Below are 17,281 nucleotides of genomic sequence, written 5' to 3'. Positions count from 1 at the left end.
TTACCTTATTTTCTTTTAAAAAGCGGAACCGTGCTGCAGGGTTCTCCAAAAAACAGGCTCTTCGCCACCGGTTGCAGTAATTGCGTGATTTTCAAATAGGCCTCGGTAGGAACGGATTCTTTTGAGCAACCTTTGATGACGATTTTGGCATCCTGAAAATCTGTAGGTTTTATCTTCGCCAAAGCCTGCTCAAACAAAGTCTTTTCTAAATCTGCCAGATTCCCGAATACGAGTGTCTTTGCAAAAGGAGTCAATTGAACCCCCAATAACATATAGGCCCAGGTGGGGATAATCGCATCTTCACTACAACCTACCGCCACGTGTTTGCCGGTATAGGTCGACCAATCTTGGCCAGCGATGAACTCTCTAAAATCTTTCTCGCGTAAGGCGATGCCTTGGAATAATTGCTCCTTGATGTCGATGAAAACACGCTCACCCGGAACGCGCAGATCTTCTAGGTCGATTTGCGTCAGTCCACTTTGGTTAACTCGGTTAATGATTTCCTCTGCCATCTTACAAGGATTTAAGTTTCGGTTTAGTGCCCATATACTCTTTTAAATAATCGGGCTCTTTGGTAACGAGGTTTTCGAATTTTTGGTTCAAAAAAGCCTCGTGGGCTAAGTTTCCCATATATTGAGCCTCAGGTAATAAAGGCCCATCGAGAAATGTGATAGAGGAATGCGTACAGCTTTCTTGCCATTTCGCGGACCCATTCCCAAAAGCCACAACAGGCGCAAAAGTTTGAAATGACTCCTGGTTTAGAATATGCGCTTCTTGTGGAGACACTTCTTCTAGTGCTGCTGTATAAACGGCTGCATACACTTCCATTCTGCGCGCATCTAACATGGGTAAAAGTAGCGATCCGGCGGGTGCATCGACTGCGGAGGCCAAGACTCGTAGAGTGGGCAAACAGATCAAAGGCTTGTCCAAAGCGAAGCAAATTCCTTTCGCCGTCGCTAAACCGATGCGTAAGCCAGTATAAGATCCGGGTCCGTTTGAAACGGCCACGGCGGATAGTTCAGCTAGCGTGCGACCCGCTGTCTTCATTACTTTTTCAATCAAAAGAGTCAGCGATTTGGAATGAGAACCCTCCTCATCCACTAATTCCTGCGTAATCAATTGCCCATTTTCGTGGAGGGCAACGGAACAGTTTTGGGTTGATGTATCTAGACTTAGGATAAAACTCATTTCAAAGCGCTAATTAATTCCACACCTTTCAAAAGGCTAGGATCGTGTTCAAAAGACCATTCATTAATTCCTTTTTTCAGGTAATAATGGTGCACTATTTCTTGTTCTAATAACGCCGAAATCACTTTTTTGTTTGCCTGTAGCTCTTTCGAGATCGAAGAATCCCATTCCGGCTTGATTTTCTCGAGCGTCGCCGTCAAGTTCGCGTACAAAGGATCTTTTTGTGTTTCTTTCAGCACATCGCGCATCTGTTTCTCTAACGGACTCTCGAATTTGAATTGGCTCGCTTTTACCCATTGCACGAATTCCTCGAATTCAGCTTCCGTTAAATGGAAGTTAGCTGCCGCCGCTATAGAAGCGTGCTTTATTCTGTATAGGCGGGCATATTGGAAGAAGATTTTCTCTTTTAATAATTGCTGTGTAATGCTGTTCGCCTGAGGTCTGCCCACTAAAACATCGGGTTCGATTCCACCACCCGCATTGACTTTCCGTCCGTTACGCGTTTTAAATTCACGCTTCGTCGTGTCCTTCTTTTCAGAGTAATCGATGGCTTGAATGCAGCGGCCGCTTGGAATGTAGTATTTCGCGGTGGTGATTTTGATTTTCGCTCGATAAGGTAACTCGCGCGTTACCTGAACCAGACCTTTCCCAAAACTCCGCTGCCCCACAATCGTCGCCCGATCATAATCCTGTAAAACGCCCGCCACAATTTCGGCAGCTGATGCAGAGTTTTGATTGATTAAAACGACGATGGGCATCGACGTATCCCAGCTCGGATTCAAGGCCTTGTAAGTTGCATTCCACTCTTGTAATTTGCCCTTCGTACTCACGATGGGCGTTTCTTTGTCTAAGAAGAGATTGCAAATATCTACTGCTTGGGTCAATAAACCACCTGGATTATTGCGTAAATCCAATATCAACTTCTTCATCCCCTCTTTCTTCAATTGAAAGAGTGCCGCCTTCATTTCTTTGGTAGCTGATTGATTAAATTCTTCTAATTCGATGTACCCGATGCCCGGACGAATGATGCCTGCATAGCCCACATTCTTGATTTGAACAGTTGAGCGGTTGATGGTTAAAGAGATGGAAGCATCCCCCCGTTTTATTTCTGCGACTAATTTACTGTCTTTAGGGCCTTTGATTAATAGACCCGGGTCTGATTCTTCAGTGATCTGATTTCCATTGATGGAAAGGAGTTGATCACCTATTTGCAATCCCGCTTGCAAGGCAGGACTAGCTTCGTCTACATACGTAATGTAATAGCCTTTGTTCACCCACGAGGCGCGAATACCGATGCCTTCGTACTTTCCCGTGGTAAGGTTGGTGAATTCGTCCAAATCTTCTTCTGGATAATAGACCGTGTAAGGGTCTAATTCACCCAGCATTCCGTCGATGGAGTTCTGTACGACCTTGTTAGGGTCGATGGGATCCACGTAGAATTGATTGAGTTCTTTGATGACGCTGGCGTAGATATCCAGGTTTTTAGCCAAGTCAAATAATTGGTCCGCTCGACTAAAGGCCCATAAGCCCATACCCAAAAACACGAAAAGGCTTATTTTAACTAGCTGCTTCATTCGCTTGGGTGAATTTGTCTAAAATGGCGGCCATTTTCTTGTGAATTTTGTCTGAGGGTTCAATCGTAGAACCAATATAGACAAAAGCCAATACATCTGGAAGTTTTGCTTTTCCTTCTACTTGAAAATGAGGTTTATTCAGGCGGTATGCCTCGCGGATGCGACGCTTGAGGGTATTTCGATCCACGGCTTTATTAAATCGACGCTTGGGAACCGAAATCAAAATCTGAGGTTGCTCGAGTCCGGGCTCGAATGTATTCTCTCTAATGTATAAAACACGAAAAGGATAGACAAACCGTTCTTCAACGACTCGACTATCCTTCTCGAATAAGGAATCAATAATCTTAATGTGCGTTAGACGCTCCGATTTAGAAAATGTAAATTTCAAAGCAGGAATACTAAGTGAACAACAATAGCAAACCAGAAATCTTCTTTTCTAAGATCTATGGCTTATTTGCCTCTTTTTTCGTCTGAAACAGTCAACTTGTGACGTCCTTTAGCACGACGGTTTGTCAATACGCGACGACCGTTTGCCGTAGACATACGCTCACGGAATCCGTGTTTGTTTTTTCTCTTACGTACAGAGGGTTGAAAAGTTCTTTTCATTTCTTTATTTGTTAAAGCAGCCCATCATTTCGATTGGGGCTTGCAAAGGTAAAACAAAATATTTATTCATCAAGGTTCATAGCTTGTGGGCCTTCACCTGACAGGTCCTTAAACCTTGATTTCTACGTCTACTCCTGAAGGCAATTCTAATTTCATCAAAGCATCTACTGTTTTAGCAGAAGAAGAGAAGATGTCGATTAGACGCTTGTAAGTACATAATTGAAATTGCTCACGTGCTTTCTTGTTAACGTGTGGTGAACGTAAAACAGTGAATTTCTCAATTTTTGTTGGAAGAGGGATAGGTCCAGAAACAACTGCTCCTGTAGCTTTTACCGCTTTAACGATTTTCTCTGCTGATTTGTCTACCAATGAGTGGTCAAATGACTTCAGCTTAATGCGAATTTTTTGATTCATATAAGATGGTTCTTTAAATGATTAAGCAGCGAAAGAACCATTTACTCCGCTACTTAAATTAATTAGGACTGCAAAAGTACAGAATGTCACTTAATTATACAAGCCCTAAAATCTAGTTTTTTCTAGAGCACCTTGTTTTTCAGCTAAATAGCCCGCCTGCGTGGCTTGGTAAAGGGCGGGATTTAATTTCCGTAGTTTTTCCCTCGCCTCATCTGCATAGCTTATTTCGCCCATTTTGAGTGCCTGCAAAGCATAGATAGGATAAAAAGCCGGGTTCTGTTCGTTCCATTGTAAGGCGGCCAGCGCTGCCTCATACCCTTTTTTCGCAGGTACTAGCGGAAGCGCCTGTTGTAAAACCGGAATTTGAAAAGGAAATTTTTCTAACATCGCAAGTGCATTCGCTCGTGAAATCACAGGCGTCTTCGATGGAAAAGCCGTCGCATATTTCCAAAAAGCCAAAATGCCCGTCATTCCCGAACCCTGCGTTGTGTCCGCCGCGATGGAAAGATTCAGTTGGTTTAAGGCGACTAAAGGTTTGGCATGATAAAAGGACTGCCAAGATTTCAATAGTTCTAGTTCTGGGAACATTTCACCTAGCGTTCGTTGCCAGCCTGTCAGGTCATACATAGGGGCTTTCCCCTTCCAAAATACCAGGCCATTATATAAGTAGACCAAATCACGCAAATCCGCGGTTGGAATAAAAGCAGGATTCATCGGTGCGGTAGGAACTCCAGCTGCTAGTAAGTTCGCTTGGATGGCTAGGTCCTCAGCTGGATCGAATTCCGGTTTTTGTTTGCGGTATACGACGTCAGAATATAATTTATTGGCTTTATAAAGAGGATTCTCAGGCTCTAAAAAAAAAGCGCGATCGTAAAAATAGACCGCCGAATCTGGCAGAGCCAGTCTTTCGTATTGCAAGGCCAGCTGCGTAGCAATGCGCGGATTAGCAAGATCACTTTTTTGCAAAGTAAATAAAGCATCAAAAGGACGGTTTTCTGTGGCGAATACATTCGCAAGCGCTACCGATAGAGCGGGATCGCGATTGATACTTTGGCTCGCTGCTACATAATAAGCGAAGGCCTCCGTGTCACCCGCTTGCTGCGCGAGGGCGGCTAGACTGAGGTTGCTTTTACTATTTAGTCGGCTATGCAACGTGGCATTCTTGTAATGGATTTCAGCCATTTGTGTGTCGCCCACGAAAACAGACACATCACCCGCATAATTTTCTTTCGCCGCCATTCCTTGATGGTAGGCGCCTGAATTAAACGCAAATACGGCGCCCACACTTAAAATAAGCACTCCGATTTGAATCAAGTGCAGTGGAAGTAAAGCGGCTTTGTGAATGACTTTGTGAATGGGAAGGTTTTTAGTCAGAAGTGGGCCAAAATTCCGGTAAATAAACAACGGAAAAAGAAGCCCCATCACTACCTGGTTAATTAAACTCCAACTTTCAATCGCCTGAATGCCTGGCGTGTTTGCGTGCCATAAAAGTGGAATGAGTGAAGAAAGTCCCAGAAGACTTATTCCCAATAGAGCTTTGTTGTCCTTGTTTTGGTATACATAGAGACCTACTGCCAAAATCACCCAAATAAAAGCGGGAATCGCCGTTCGTATTCCTACGTCAAAGCGCTGATTGCTAAAGGTTAAAAGCAAATTGATTCCCCAGACCAAGCCTAAAATGCTGCGATTTTTTTTCGAACTGGCCACATTCGAACCGTGCGATAAACCGATTAAAAAGGAAGGAATAGCCGCGGCACTTAACACGGATAATCCAGCTAAAGCCATCAAGCTCAAGTTGAAAATTTGTCCACTGATGATCTGCGATAAAGCTGGAAAAGAGGCGTCAGACAACGTAAAGGCTACGATTCCAAGCCAGAGGGCGGCCCCTAAAATAGTTTGCCAGACGGGTAAAAACGAAAAAAGTGCCACCCCTAAACCGAGCAAAGCAAGGACGAATCCAATCATTTCTGCTGTTGCGCTAAGTGATGCCGCGTGTATTTGGAAGTTTTGACGAATGAAATAGACGTTCGTATGCAAATCCTGGCCGGCTTGCATGTCCACGACCTTGTTTAAAGGAATCATTTCAGAGACTTCGACCCATGTAAAAGTCGCCATACCTCCTGCTAACCACAGCACGCCAATCGCCACGAACACCACAGCAATCGCGTAAAAAAGGCTTTTTGAAAAAGAGGGGCGAGTCAAGCGCATATTTTGGTCCAAAAATTGAATTCCTAAATTTCACACAAACTACGATTCATTCAAAGAAATTGCCTGATTTTGGCAAAAAATAGTTGAAAAATACTAATTTGTGTTTTGGTAAATTCGAATTATCAGGCTAATTTTGCAGTCCGAATGTATTAGCATTCGTGAACTAATACAAAATCGTAGTTTTTTAGCTAACAAATTAAAATTCAAATGGCAAACGCAGTTAACAAAGGAAAGGTTGCGCAAGTAATTGGACCCGTTGTCGATGTGAGCTTCGAAGGTGAAGGATCACATTTACCAGCGATCTTGAATGCTCTTTCAGTAACGAAATCAAATGGTCAAACGCTTGTTCTTGAGGTGCAACAGCACTTAGGAGAAGATCGCGTGAGAACAATTGCGATGGAAGGAACGGAAGGACTTCAACGTGGACAAGAGGTAATCGATAAAGGTACGCCTATGACGATGCCTACAGGTGAGGGAATTAAAGGTCGTTTGTTTAACGTAGTAGGAGATGCCATCGATGGTATTGCTCAACCTAAGTCTGACAAAGGATTGCCTATCCACCGTTCTGCGCCTAAATTTGATGAATTAGCGACAACAACTGAGGTTTTATTCACAGGAATTAAGGTTATCGACTTGTTAGCACCTTATGTAAAGGGTGGTAAAATTGGTTTATTCGGTGGTGCCGGTGTAGGTAAAACTGTATTGATCATGGAGTTGATTAATAATATTGCCAAAGCATACGAAGGTCTTTCGGTATTCGCCGGTGTAGGTGAGCGTACTCGTGAGGGTAACGACTTATTACGTGAGATGATCGAGTCAGGCGTTATTAAGTATGGTGAGGAATTTAAGCACGCGATGGAAGCAGGCGAGTGGGATCTATCTAAAGTAGATCAAACAGAACTAGCGAAATCTCAAGCCACTTTAGTGTTCGGTCAAATGAACGAGCCTCCAGGAGCACGTGCACGTGTAGCTTTATCAGGATTAACCGTGGCGGAACACTTCCGTGATGGCGATGGCGAAGGTCAAGGCCGTGATATCCTATTCTTTATCGATAACATCTTCCGTTTTACACAAGCGGGTTCTGAGGTATCTGCCCTGTTAGGTCGTATGCCATCTGCGGTAGGTTACCAACCAACCTTAGCAACAGAAATGGGTGCGATGCAAGAGCGTATTACTTCTACGAAGCGTGGTTCAATTACATCGGTACAAGCAGTTTACGTACCTGCCGATGACTTAACGGATCCAGCTCCGGCAACAACGTTTGCCCACTTAGATGCGACTACGGTATTATCTCGTAAGATTGCTGAATTAGGTATCTACCCAGCGGTGGATCCATTAGATTCTTCTTCACGTATTTTATCTGCGGAAGTATTAGGTGATTCTCACTACAATACGGCGCAACGTGTGAAGGAAATCTTACAACGTTACAAGGAATTACAAGATATCATCGCGATCTTAGGTCTAGATGAATTATCTGAAGAAGATAAATTAGTCGTTTCTCGCGCTCGCCGTGTACAACGTTTCTTGTCACAACCTTTCTTCGTGGCTGAACAATTTACAGGCTTAAAAGGCGTTCTTGTAGACATCAACGATACGATCAAAGGTTTCAATGCGATCATCGATGGTGGATACGATCACCTTCCAGAAGCTGCTTTCAACTTAGTAGGTACTATTGAGGATGCAGTGGTAAAAGGAGAGAAATTATTAGCTGAGGCTGCTAAATAAAGAAAATTATGTTTGTAGAAATTATTACACCGGATCGTAAAGTTTTCTCTGCAGAAGCATCTGTAGTGACTTTGCCTGGCGTTAATGGTTCCTTCCAAATTTTAAATGACCACGCAGCGATCGTTTCTACTTTAGCAAAAGGAGAATTAACGGCTGATAAAGAGGTCTTCCAAATCGAAGGAGGAGTTGTTGAAGTTTTGAATAATCGAGTACTTGTTTTAGCCGAAGGCGTTAACTAACATTCTCATGAAAAAACTTGCCATTTTAGTATTTGCTACGGTCTTATTTAGTTCTTGTTCAGAGAAGGCCTTTTTAACAGGATCTATTCTAGCAACTGTAAAGGAAAGTAATATTCCTTTGAATAAGATTCAGTTCTATAATGATAATGGCTTGATTTTAGAAAGAGAGATGAGTTCAACGGACGCGAACGTGAAGGCGGGAGCCTTGGTCTTCAAAAACGGCAAGTCGATTAATCGCGTGAGTTTAGAGAAACAAACTCCGGGTGCTTTATTGAAGGAAGAAGGAGATAAATTGTATGTTTCTTTTGACAATCCTGCGAAGGAGTCGAATAGCTTAATCTTTGCGCCTGTTTTAGGGGAACGCGGAGAGTATTTCTACCAGTTAGTGGATGAAACAGGAAATTCTACTATTTCTCGTTTGAACTTCGAAGGTAGCAAGTATTTGGTCTACAATGAGAAATACGAAGGTTTGACGAAGTCAGTGACCAAAACGCCTCGCGTTCGTCTAATGATCATGAAGTCTTCCTTGAATGGCTTGAAAGTGAATTCGAAAAGAATGAAGGGTAATCGGGTTCAATAATCGATTGCTTTTATTGGAATTTGAAAATAGGATGCTTGCATCCTATTTTTTTTTAGTTCATTTTTGTCCAAAGGTAGGGTAGCATACCTTATTTCGCATACAAATGTAGGGTTCCAATGAAAGCAGAAGAAACAATAGATTTTCATATTAAGACCGGTTGGTACGCCATCAGCCGGATGTACAACACCTATTCTGCTCAGTTTGATATGACGATGGCCATCGGCTATGTATTGTTGCATATTGATAAAGATGGAACACCTGCAACGAAGATTGCACCGGCGCTGGGCTTAGAGGCGAGGTCTTTGACCCGTATGTTAAGGACCCTAGAGGATAAGAAGTGGATTCAGCGTTCTGCGAATTATGAAGATAAGCGGGTGGTGAAGATTTTTTTGACGGAAATTGGGAAAAAGAAACGTGATCAGGCTCGAAAGGGAGTGATTGCCTTTAATAAGTTAATCTACGACCGCGTGGAGCCGGAAAAATTAGCCGTATTTTTTGAAGTGATGTCTACCGTTAATCAAGTAATGGAGGAGGATGCAGGAGAAATTTTAAAAACAATCTAGAAAAAAACGTATTTCGGGATACGGATATTAAAGGAGATCCTTATTTTTGCTCGATAATTAAACAAAAACTGCGTTATGAAAAAACTACTCTTGGTATTCGCAATGATGCCCTTCTTATTTACCTCTTGTGTAGGAAAGAAGAAATTAGCGGATTTGGAATCACAATTAACTCAATTACAAGCATCTAGTAGTTCAGCTTTATCTAAATCAAAAGCGGACTTGTCTGATTGCCAATCTCTAACAGCTAGCCTTCAAGGTGAATTAAAAAAGAGAGATACGGATTTAGAAGCGAAAAATGGTCAATTGAAAGCTTTGCAAGAGCAATTAGATTACTTCAAAAAGACGAATACGAACTTATTAGATCGTTTATCTGATCTTTCAGTGATTAACAAATCAGGTGCTGAAAGTATCCGCAAGTCATTAGATGCCTTGAACGAACAAGGAAAATACATCAAAGACTTGAACTCTTCAATCCAACGTAAAGATTCAATGAATTTGTCATTAGTGATGAACTTGAAGCGTTCATTAGCTGACGTGAATGATGAAGATGTAACTGTAGAAGTGAAGAAAGGGGTGGTTTATATCTCGATCTCTGATAACTTAATGTTTGCTTCGGGTAGTGCAGTAGTAAACGCGAAAGCGGTAGCTGTGTTAGCGAAAGTAGCGAAAGTGTTAAACGATCACAAAGAGCTTGATGTATTAGTAGAAGGTCACACAGATACGGTGCCTATCTCTACGGATTGTATTCAAGATAACTGGGATTTATCTGCTAAGCGTGCTACTTCTGTGGTTCGTGTATTGCAAACTAAATTTGATGTGGATCCTGAGCGCTTAACAGCAGGTGGACGTGGCGAGTACGAGCCAGCATCAGCTAACAAAACATCTAAGGGACGTAAGCAAAATCGCCGTACGGAGATTATTGTAACGCCTAAATTAGATCAGTTCTTCAGCTTAATGACGCCACAAGCGAAATAAGCTTTTATAGATAAAAGAAAAGGGCCTCGATGAAAATCGAGGCCCTTTTTTTATGGGATTCATTAGGCTAATTGCCCACGGACTAGATCTAGTTTTCTTCTGGAAACAGGGAGGGATTGGTTGAGTATTGTTTTGACCGTCTTAGTCTCATTTAAATCGTGGCTTAGCACATTCACCTTGTTGACAAGATAGGACTTGTGGATACGAAGGAAGGTGCCTAGGCGCAATTGTGACTCGAACTTCTTGAGTGTCTTCGCCATCAAGATGGTTTGACCGTTCTTCAAAAAAATCGTGGTGTAATTCCCTTTGCCTTCAATGCTCACGATGTCGTCTACGGGGCATTGGTCTATTCCAGGAATTTTCAGGTGTTTTCTCATTAGCACGTATTTACTAAATGTAAACCTAGTGTATTTGAACTGAACCTATAAGAAAGAATTATTTAGCGGTTAGTGTATTTATTTAGCGGTCAGCATGTGCTTGAACTAAGGGCATAAAAAAAGAGGTCTTTTGCAAGACCTCTTTTCGATGTAGCGGGGGCCAGACTCGAACTGACGACCTTTGGGTTATGAGCCCAACGAGCTACCAACTGCTCCACCCCGCGATATAATTGGGAGTGCAAAGATGCACGTTTCTTTCAGAAAAAACAAGTATCTTTGTAGAAATTATTCTTGCCGATCCTTTTTTAGGCAGATTTTACGTTACATTTCTATGACCCCAGAACACAAAGCAGGATTTATCAGTATTATTGGAAAACCCAACGTGGGTAAGAGTACGCTGATGAATGCATTAGTGGGGGAGCGACTTTCGATTGTGAGCTCGAAGGCGCAGACGACGCGTCACCGGATTTTGGGGATGCTGAACGGAGAGCATAAGGGTACTGAATACCAGATTGTTTACTCAGACACACCTGGGGTTTTGTTGCCTAAATATGAACTGCATAAGTCCATGATGCAGTTTGTGAAAAGTTCTTTAGAGGATGCGGATGTGGTGTTGTATGTGACGGATGTGTTTGATGAATTTGAAGATTTGGACTTTTTGACCAATTGGAAAGATTTCACAGACACGCCTATTCTTGTTTTATTAAACAAGATCGATTTAGTCTCTATGGAAAAGTTAGAGGAGAAGGTCGCGTATTGGCAGGGGATTTTTCCTGGCAAGCCGATTATCCCTATTTCGGCGTTGGAATCGGTTCATTTGGACCAAATTTTTAGCCACCTCATGGAGCATTTACCCGTTCATCCGCCCTTTTTTGATAAGGAGGAGCTGACGGATAAGCCAGAAAAGTTCTTTGCCTCCGAGATTGTTCGGGAGAAGATTTTCTTGAATTATAAAAAAGAGATCCCCTATTCCTGCGAAGTAGTGGTGACTTCTTTTAAAGAGGAGCCTACCATTTTGCGTATCGCTACAGAGATTTATGTCGAAAGGGTATCGCAGCGTGCGATTATCATTGGGCATAAGGGGGAAAATATCAAGAAAGTGGGAATTCAGGCAAGAGAGGATTTAGAGAAGTTTTTTGGTAAAAAAGTATTTTTAGAGCAGTTTGTCAAAGTGGAGCCAGATTGGCGTGCGAAGACGGACAAGCTGCGTTCATTCGGGTATTCACTCGATTAATTTAACAACGAATGTCAAATATTATTGCAATTGTGGGGCGTCCCAATGTAGGGAAATCTACTTTGTTCAATCGCTTGATCGAACAAAAGAAAGCTATCATGGACAATTTGTCCGGGGTGACGCGCGACCGCCATTATGGTTACGGTCAATGGACAGGACGTTTCTTCACCGTGATTGATACGGGAGGATACGTGCATGGATCCGAAGATAAATTTGAAGGAGCAATACGCGAGCAGGTAGAATTAGCCATTGAAGAATCGGCGGTATTATTGTTCGTGGTAGATTGTTCTACGGGTTTAACGGATTTAGATAAGGATTTTGCGAACGTTTTACGTCGTTCTAAGAAACCCGTTATTTTGATCGCGAACAAAGCCGATACACACGAGAAGGCTTATGCTGCAGCGGAATTTTATGAATTAGGTTTAGGCGATCCCTATGCGATTGCGGCTGAAAGTGGAAGTGGTACAGGTGATATGCTCGATGCGATGGTTTCTCATTTTAAGGATGAAGGAATCGAAAATCCAGAATTAGGCATTCCACGCGTGGCGATCTTAGGTCGTCCTAACGTAGGGAAATCCTCTTTCTTAAATGCGATTTTAGGAAAGGATCGTTCCATCGTGACTGATGAGGCGGGAACTACGCGTGATGCGATTCAAAATCACTATACGATGTTTGGGAAGGATTTCATCATCACGGACACGGCCGGTATTCGCCGAAAAGCGCGTATCGACGATAACATCGAGTATTACTCTGTTTTGCGTTCGATGAAGGCTTTAGAGGAATGCGATGTGGCGATTATCATTATCGATGCGACGACAATCGATCCATTAACCGGATTAGAGGCGCAGGATATGAATATTGTCAGCATGGCGGACAAGGCGAAGAAAGGAATTGTATTGATGATTAATAAGTGGGATTTAGTGGCGAAAGACACGAATACCGCCATTCAATTAGAGAAAGCGATTAAAGAACGTATGGCACCGTTGAATTACATGCCAGTGATCTTTACTTCGGTCATGGAGAAGAAGCGTATCTTCCAAGCTTTGGAGTTAATGCTAAAGGTATACGAAAACCGTACACAGAAGATTTCTACCTCGAAATTAAACGATGTGATGTTAGATGTGATTGCGAGTTATCCGCCTCCCGCTTGGAAAGGTAAATATATCAAGATTAAATACTGTACGCAGGTTTCGACACCGTATCCTACGTTCATTTTCTTCTGCAATTTACCGCAGTACATCAAGGAAAGTTACGAGCGTTACTTAGAGAATCAGATGCGTAAAGCGTTTAATTTAGAAGGAACGCCTATTTCTCTATTCTTTAGAAAGAAATAGTTGCTGTATTTGGGAGAGGCTGATGAAACCGATTTGGCCTCTTCCACCTACACCATAAATCCGATCTCCCACCTGACAGATGTTGTGGTAGGGACTTTTGCCTAAGCTAATCCAACGCTTCGTTTTCGGGTCAAAAGCTGAGCTCTCCGCCGGCCCGGATAAAATCCAATACGGCGCTGCCCACAGTATTTTTTCGACATAATACCCCGGTGCACCAGCGACTGGAGCCCAAGTCGTGCCCCCATCCTTGCTTTCTAAAACCGGTACGGGCCCCTCTTTGATGCGGGAATAATTTCCTCCGGCAATCCATAGATTTTTCGCATCGCGAACGCCTAGACTAAAAAATCCGGTTCCTTCGCCGCCGGGAATTTCGGCAAAAATGCTTTCCCAATGTAGCGCATCTTTACCGTGCAAAACCCGCGCCTTTTCGCCACCTCCGGTCACGATGTAATAGCCCTTTTTTGTCTTCTGTAAACTAGAGCCACTGGCTGCGAATGCAGCTTCTCCTTTTTGTAAGTCCGGATGATTTATCGGGTTCAATAATTCGTAGGAACGTCCTTTATCGCTGATGCGAATCAAGCCATAGAATGGGCCCGCAGGGTCGGATAAAACCAATCCTTGTTTGCCCTCCCAAAGAATGGCATCAAAGAAATAGCCCTTATCCTTGATTTGGAAGGCTAATTCCCAGCTTTTTCCGCCATTCTCTGTGCGAAAAATCTTGGCTGCCCCCTGCTCTGCCGGGCCTGCACTCATGAGTAAAACGGTTTTATCGTCGAGTATCGCTAGGTCTCGGAAGTCCAAAGAATCTGCTCCCGGAACCTGCGAAACCATAAAGTGCTCGCCTCCATCGCTCGAGTGAATCACGGTTCCGCGCGTTCCACCTATCCAGATGTGAGAACCAAAGGATCGAATCGCTCTGAACGAGGCTTGGGTATCTAGGGAGAGGGAATTCCATTGGCTGAAGCTTTGGAAAGCGCCTAAAAATAGGAGGGCGAAGAGTAGGATGTGTTTTCTCATAGGTATATCGGTCTGCAAATTACGGATTTTGGCAAATAATGTTTATTTTTGAACCTTACAGCTCAAATTTATTCGTCGGCACGAAAAAGTATACATGGAAGAATTAAAACCCAAATCCCTTAATTTCTTAGAAGAAATCGTTCAGGAAGGCATCGCGTCTGGAAAATACCCACAAGGTATTTTGACACGTTTTCCACCTGAGCCGAATGGCTACTTGCACATCGGTCACGCGAAGAGTATTTGCTTGAATTTTGGGTTGGCTCAGCGTTTTGGCGGAGGAACGAATCTGCGTTTTGACGATACGAATCCGGTGACGGAGGAGACAGAGTACGTGGAGTCGATTAAGAAGGATGTTTCGTGGTTAGGATTTACCTGGGCAAATGAATTGTATACTTCCGATTATTTCGAAGATTTATACCAATTCGCGGAGAAGTTAATCACACTTTCTTTCGCTTATGTAGACGATTCGACGGCAGCAGAAATCGCAGCCCAAAAAGGAACGCCTACCACACCGGGTACGCACAGTCCTTTCAGAAACCGCAGTGTAGAGGAAAATTTGGCCTTATTCCGTGACATGCGCGCGGGAAAATATGCGGACGGCGAGAAGGTGCTAAGAGCAAAAATTGACATGGCGCACCCGAACATGCACATGCGCGATCCTTTGATGTACCGCATCCGCCATGTGAAACACCACCGTTCAGGCGATAAATGGTGCATCTACCCGATGTATGATTTTGCACACGGCCAAAGTGATTCCATCGAAGAAATCACCCACTCCATCTGTACCTTAGAATTCGACGTTCACCGTCCTTTATACGATTGGTTCTTAGATAAATTAGGGATTTTCCCGTCTCATCAATATGAATTTGCTCGTTTGAACTTATCCCACACGGTGATGAGTAAGCGGAAACTATTGCAATTAGTGAATGAAAAAGTGGTGAATGGCTGGGATGATCCGCGCATGCCTACGATTTCAGGTTTACGTAGACGAGGTTTCACACCTGCATCGATTCGCAACTTCTGCGAGCGTATCGGGGTAGCGAAGCGTGATAATTTGATCGATTTAAGCTTGTTGGAATTTTGTATTCGCGAGGATTTGAATAAGTCCGCGGACCGCGTGATGGCAGTTTTGGATCCCATTAAATTAGTGATCACGAACTATCCAGCCGATAAAACGGAAGATTTGCAGATTGAAAATAATCCAGAAGCGGAGCTAATCACGAAGCGTTCGGTTCCTTTCTCTAACGAGTTATATATTGAGCGCGATGATTTCATGATCGATCCACCTAAGAAGTTCTTCCGCTTAGGCGTAGGACTACAGGTGCGTTTAAAAGGGGCGTACATTGTAACGTGTACAGATTTCAAAACGGATGCGGAAGGTAATGTGACGGAAGTGCACGCGGAATATATCCCAGAAAGCAAGTCAGGTCAAGATACGAGTGGTGTTTCTGTAAAAGGAACGATTCATTGGGTGTCCGTGGCTCATGCAGTGGCAGCCGAGGTGCGTAACTTCGATCGCTTATTGATCGTGGAGGATGCGTCTGAATTAGGCGATGATTTCTTGAAATTTATCAATCCAGAATCGCTTCAAATTGTGCCCAAAGTCTATGTGGAACCAGGTTTGAAAGAGGCGGAAGTAGGTCAAGCGCTACAGTTTATACGTAAAGGTTACTACAGTTTAGATTCAGATTCGACACCAGATAAGCTCGTATTTAACCGCACGGTTACCTTGAAAGATACCTGGGCCAAAGAAAAGGCTAAATAATTATTTCTTCGCGAAAAGCGAATCCACGAATGTGGTCTTGTTGAATACTTGGAGATCGGAGATTTTTTCTCCCACTCCAATGTATTTGACCGGAATCTTGAATTGATCCGAAATACCGATTACCACCCCACCTTTGGCAGTACCATCTAGCTTTGTAATCGCTAAAGAGGTGATCTCTGTCACTTTCGTAAACTCTTGGGCTTGAATGAAGGCGTTTTGGCCGGTTGAGCCGTCTAACACGAGCATTACTTCGTGTGGCGCTTCTGGGATGAACTTTTGAATCACGCGCTTGATTTTACCAAGCTCGGTCATCAGGTTGACTTTCGTATGTAAACGTCCTGCGGTATCGATAATCACGATGTCCGCATTCATCTCCACCGCCTGTTTTACGGCATCAAAAGCCACGGCTGCAGGATCCGTGTTCATTCCGTGATCAATCACCGGAATGCCTACGCGTTCTCCCCATAGCTTCAATTGGTCTACCGCCGCCGCACGAAACGTATCCGCCGCGCCTAATACGACCTTCAAGCCATTTTGATGAAACTGAGAGGCTAACTTTCCGATAGTCGTAGTTTTACCCACGCCATTCACACCTACGACCATGATGACATAGGGCTTTTGCTTCGGTTCAGCGAAAGCATTCACTAAAGATGACGATTGGTTTTCCTCTAAAAGGGCCGCCACTTCCTCGCGTAGAACGATGTCTAGCTCTTCTGTGGAAACGTATTTATCACGTTCGATGCGTTGCTCGATGCGTTGAATAATCTTCAACGTAGTCGCTACGCCCACGTCCGAAGTCAATAAAATTTCCTCTAATTCATCTAAAACCTCCTCATCTACCTTCGATTTACCCACGACCGCACGGCCAATTTTAGAGAAAAAACCCGTGGATGTTTTCTCTAAACCTTGCTCTAAGGCTTGAATTTCTTCTTGCTGTTGCGGTTCTGGTTTCTTTTTTAAAAAATCGAATAATCCCATGGGAGTGTTAAAATACGATACGAAGGTAGTGAAAATAAAAAAAGTCCCTTCAAGAAGGGACTTCAATTTTTTTAAGATAGGTAAACGGGTATTGAAAAATTAGTTTTTCAATGCAGCGTTAACTTCATCTTGAAGGATGATTTCTTCTTTGAAGGTATAAGCTCCTGTGGTAGGATTCTTAACCGCCTTAATGATCTTAGCGTACTTAACGCCGCCTTCTTTCTTCAGAGTTGCAACTACTTTCTTAGCCATGGGTCAACCTATTTAATTTCTTTATGTAAAGTAACTTTTTTCAAAACAGGGTTGTATTTTCTTAACTCAATACGTGCTGTTGTGTTTTTACGATTTTTCGTAGTGATGTAACGAGACATGCCTGGTAAACCAGTTTCTTTGTGCTCAGTGCATTCTAAGATTACTTGAATGCGATTTCCTTTCTTTGCCATAATAGATAAATCTTTTATCCGCCTCTGCTCGAAACGGAATGCAAAGGTAGAAGAATTTCTT

20 protein-coding genes and 1 tRNA gene are annotated in these 17,281 nt (G+C 43.2%); 8 read left to right on the top strand and 13 right to left on the bottom strand.

Going from position 1 to position 17,281, the window contains the following annotated elements; genetic code table 11:
* Positions 1 to 5 precede the first annotated feature (5 nt).
* The 7 genes from EWU21_RS03105 to EWU21_RS03075 form a co-directional block, all read right to left on the bottom strand.
* Complete coding sequence (locus EWU21_RS03105) at positions 6 to 512, bottom strand: DUF2480 family protein (protein ID WP_130895347.1); 507 nt, start codon at positions 510 to 512, stop codon at positions 6 to 8.
* 1 nt (position 513) lies between these two features.
* Positions 514 to 1,188, bottom strand: coding sequence for a tRNA (adenosine(37)-N6)-threonylcarbamoyltransferase complex dimerization subunit type 1 TsaB (gene tsaB, locus EWU21_RS03100; protein ID WP_130895346.1), 675 nt, complete (start codon positions 1,186 to 1,188; stop codon positions 514 to 516).
* Positions 1,185 to 2,762 carry a S41 family peptidase gene (locus EWU21_RS03095; RefSeq protein WP_130895345.1) on the bottom strand — a complete coding sequence of 526 codons (1,578 nt, stop codon included), beginning with the start codon at positions 2,760 to 2,762 and terminating at the stop codon, positions 1,185 to 1,187. The genes tsaB and EWU21_RS03095 overlap by 4 nt, the downstream gene beginning before the upstream one ends.
* Entirely contained in the window at positions 2,746 to 3,150 is a 405-nt protein-coding gene (locus EWU21_RS03090; RefSeq protein ID WP_161566410.1) for a ribonuclease P protein component, read from the bottom strand. Before EWU21_RS03090 ends, EWU21_RS03095 begins: the two co-directional genes overlap by 17 nt.
* A 62-nt stretch (positions 3,151 to 3,212) precedes the next feature.
* Positions 3,213 to 3,368 carry a 50S ribosomal protein L34 gene (gene rpmH, locus EWU21_RS03085; RefSeq protein ID WP_130895343.1) on the bottom strand — a complete coding sequence of 52 codons (156 nt, stop codon included), beginning with the start codon at positions 3,366 to 3,368 and terminating at the stop codon, positions 3,213 to 3,215.
* Between the two features lie 108 nt (positions 3,369 to 3,476).
* On the bottom strand, positions 3,477 to 3,782 hold the full coding sequence (gene rpsJ / locus EWU21_RS03080; RefSeq protein ID WP_130895342.1) for a 30S ribosomal protein S10: 306 nt from the start codon (positions 3,780 to 3,782) through the stop codon (positions 3,477 to 3,479).
* Between the two features lie 105 nt (positions 3,783 to 3,887).
* Positions 3,888 to 5,990, bottom strand: coding sequence for a tetratricopeptide repeat protein (locus EWU21_RS03075; protein WP_130895341.1), 2,103 nt, complete (start codon positions 5,988 to 5,990; stop codon positions 3,888 to 3,890).
* A gap of 207 nt (positions 5,991 to 6,197) precedes the next feature.
* On the opposite strand from EWU21_RS03075, the gene atpD reads away from it, so the two are divergent.
* The 5 genes from atpD (at position 6,198) to EWU21_RS03050 (ending at position 10,072) form a co-directional block, all read left to right on the top strand.
* Positions 6,198 to 7,715 (top strand): F0F1 ATP synthase subunit beta, encoded by a 1,518-nt coding sequence (gene atpD, locus EWU21_RS03070; RefSeq protein ID WP_130895340.1) that lies wholly within the window; start codon positions 6,198 to 6,200, stop codon positions 7,713 to 7,715.
* Positions 7,716 to 7,723: 8 nt separating this feature from the next.
* Positions 7,724 to 7,954, top strand: a complete 231-nt coding sequence (locus EWU21_RS03065; RefSeq protein WP_130895339.1) for a F0F1 ATP synthase subunit epsilon — start codon at positions 7,724 to 7,726, stop codon at positions 7,952 to 7,954.
* A gap of 7 nt (positions 7,955 to 7,961) precedes the next feature.
* The gene (locus EWU21_RS03060) at positions 7,962 to 8,534 is read left to right on the top strand and encodes a hypothetical protein (protein WP_130895338.1); all 573 of its coding nucleotides are present in this window, start codon (positions 7,962 to 7,964) and stop codon (positions 8,532 to 8,534) included.
* 116 nt (positions 8,535 to 8,650) lie between these two features.
* A complete protein-coding gene (locus EWU21_RS03055) occupies positions 8,651 to 9,097 on the top strand; it encodes a MarR family winged helix-turn-helix transcriptional regulator (RefSeq protein ID WP_130895337.1) in 447 nt (148 codons plus the stop codon).
* 75 nt (positions 9,098 to 9,172) lie between these two features.
* Positions 9,173 to 10,072 (top strand): OmpA family protein, encoded by a 900-nt coding sequence (locus tag EWU21_RS03050; protein ID WP_130895336.1) that lies wholly within the window; start codon positions 9,173 to 9,175, stop codon positions 10,070 to 10,072.
* A gap of 62 nt (positions 10,073 to 10,134) precedes the next feature.
* Here EWU21_RS03050 and EWU21_RS03045 read toward each other — a convergent pair whose 3' ends face one another.
* A complete protein-coding gene (locus EWU21_RS03045; RefSeq protein ID WP_130895335.1) occupies positions 10,135 to 10,449 on the bottom strand; it encodes a LytR/AlgR family response regulator transcription factor in 315 nt (104 codons plus the stop codon).
* 151 nt (positions 10,450 to 10,600) lie between these two features.
* Positions 10,601 to 10,673, bottom strand: a tRNA-Met gene (locus tag EWU21_RS03040).
* Positions 10,674 to 10,780: 107 nt separating this feature from the next.
* Here EWU21_RS03040 and era point away from each other — a divergent pair.
* Both era and der read left to right on the top strand, forming a co-directional pair.
* Positions 10,781 to 11,683, top strand: a complete 903-nt coding sequence (gene era, locus EWU21_RS03035; RefSeq protein ID WP_130895334.1) for a GTPase Era — start codon at positions 10,781 to 10,783, stop codon at positions 11,681 to 11,683.
* 11 nt (positions 11,684 to 11,694) lie between these two features.
* Positions 11,695 to 13,017, top strand: a complete 1,323-nt coding sequence (gene der, locus EWU21_RS03030; protein ID WP_130895333.1) for a ribosome biogenesis GTPase Der — start codon at positions 11,695 to 11,697, stop codon at positions 13,015 to 13,017.
* Here the strand turns inward: der and EWU21_RS03025 are convergent.
* Complete coding sequence (locus EWU21_RS03025; protein WP_130895332.1) at positions 12,997 to 14,034, bottom strand: WD40/YVTN/BNR-like repeat-containing protein; 1,038 nt, start codon at positions 14,032 to 14,034, stop codon at positions 12,997 to 12,999. The genes der and EWU21_RS03025 overlap by 21 nt on opposite strands.
* A 94-nt stretch (positions 14,035 to 14,128) precedes the next feature.
* Here EWU21_RS03025 and EWU21_RS03020 point away from each other — a divergent pair, with 94 nt between their 5' ends.
* Positions 14,129 to 15,799 carry a glutamine--tRNA ligase/YqeY domain fusion protein gene (locus EWU21_RS03020; protein ID WP_130895331.1) on the top strand — a complete coding sequence of 557 codons (1,671 nt, stop codon included), beginning with the start codon at positions 14,129 to 14,131 and terminating at the stop codon, positions 15,797 to 15,799.
* Here EWU21_RS03020 and ftsY read toward each other — a convergent pair whose 3' ends face one another.
* From ftsY to rpmG, 3 genes are all read right to left on the bottom strand, one after another.
* Positions 15,800 to 16,777 carry a signal recognition particle-docking protein FtsY gene (ftsY, locus tag EWU21_RS03015; RefSeq protein ID WP_130895330.1) on the bottom strand — a complete coding sequence of 326 codons (978 nt, stop codon included), beginning with the start codon at positions 16,775 to 16,777 and terminating at the stop codon, positions 15,800 to 15,802.
* A 99-nt stretch (positions 16,778 to 16,876) separates the two neighbouring features.
* Entirely contained in the window at positions 16,877 to 17,029 is a 153-nt protein-coding gene (locus EWU21_RS03010) for a DUF4295 domain-containing protein (protein ID WP_109324168.1), read from the bottom strand.
* Between the two features lie 8 nt (positions 17,030 to 17,037).
* The gene (gene rpmG / locus EWU21_RS03005; protein ID WP_130895329.1) at positions 17,038 to 17,220 is read right to left on the bottom strand and encodes a 50S ribosomal protein L33; all 183 of its coding nucleotides are present in this window, start codon (positions 17,218 to 17,220) and stop codon (positions 17,038 to 17,040) included.
* Positions 17,221 to 17,281 lie beyond the last annotated feature (61 nt).

Origin of the sequence: Aquirufa antheringensis, assembly GCF_004307425.1 — a bacterium.
GTDB lineage: Bacteria > Bacteroidota > Bacteroidia > Cytophagales > Spirosomataceae > Aquirufa > Aquirufa antheringensis.
This window is presented reverse-complemented; position numbering and strand designations above follow the sequence as displayed.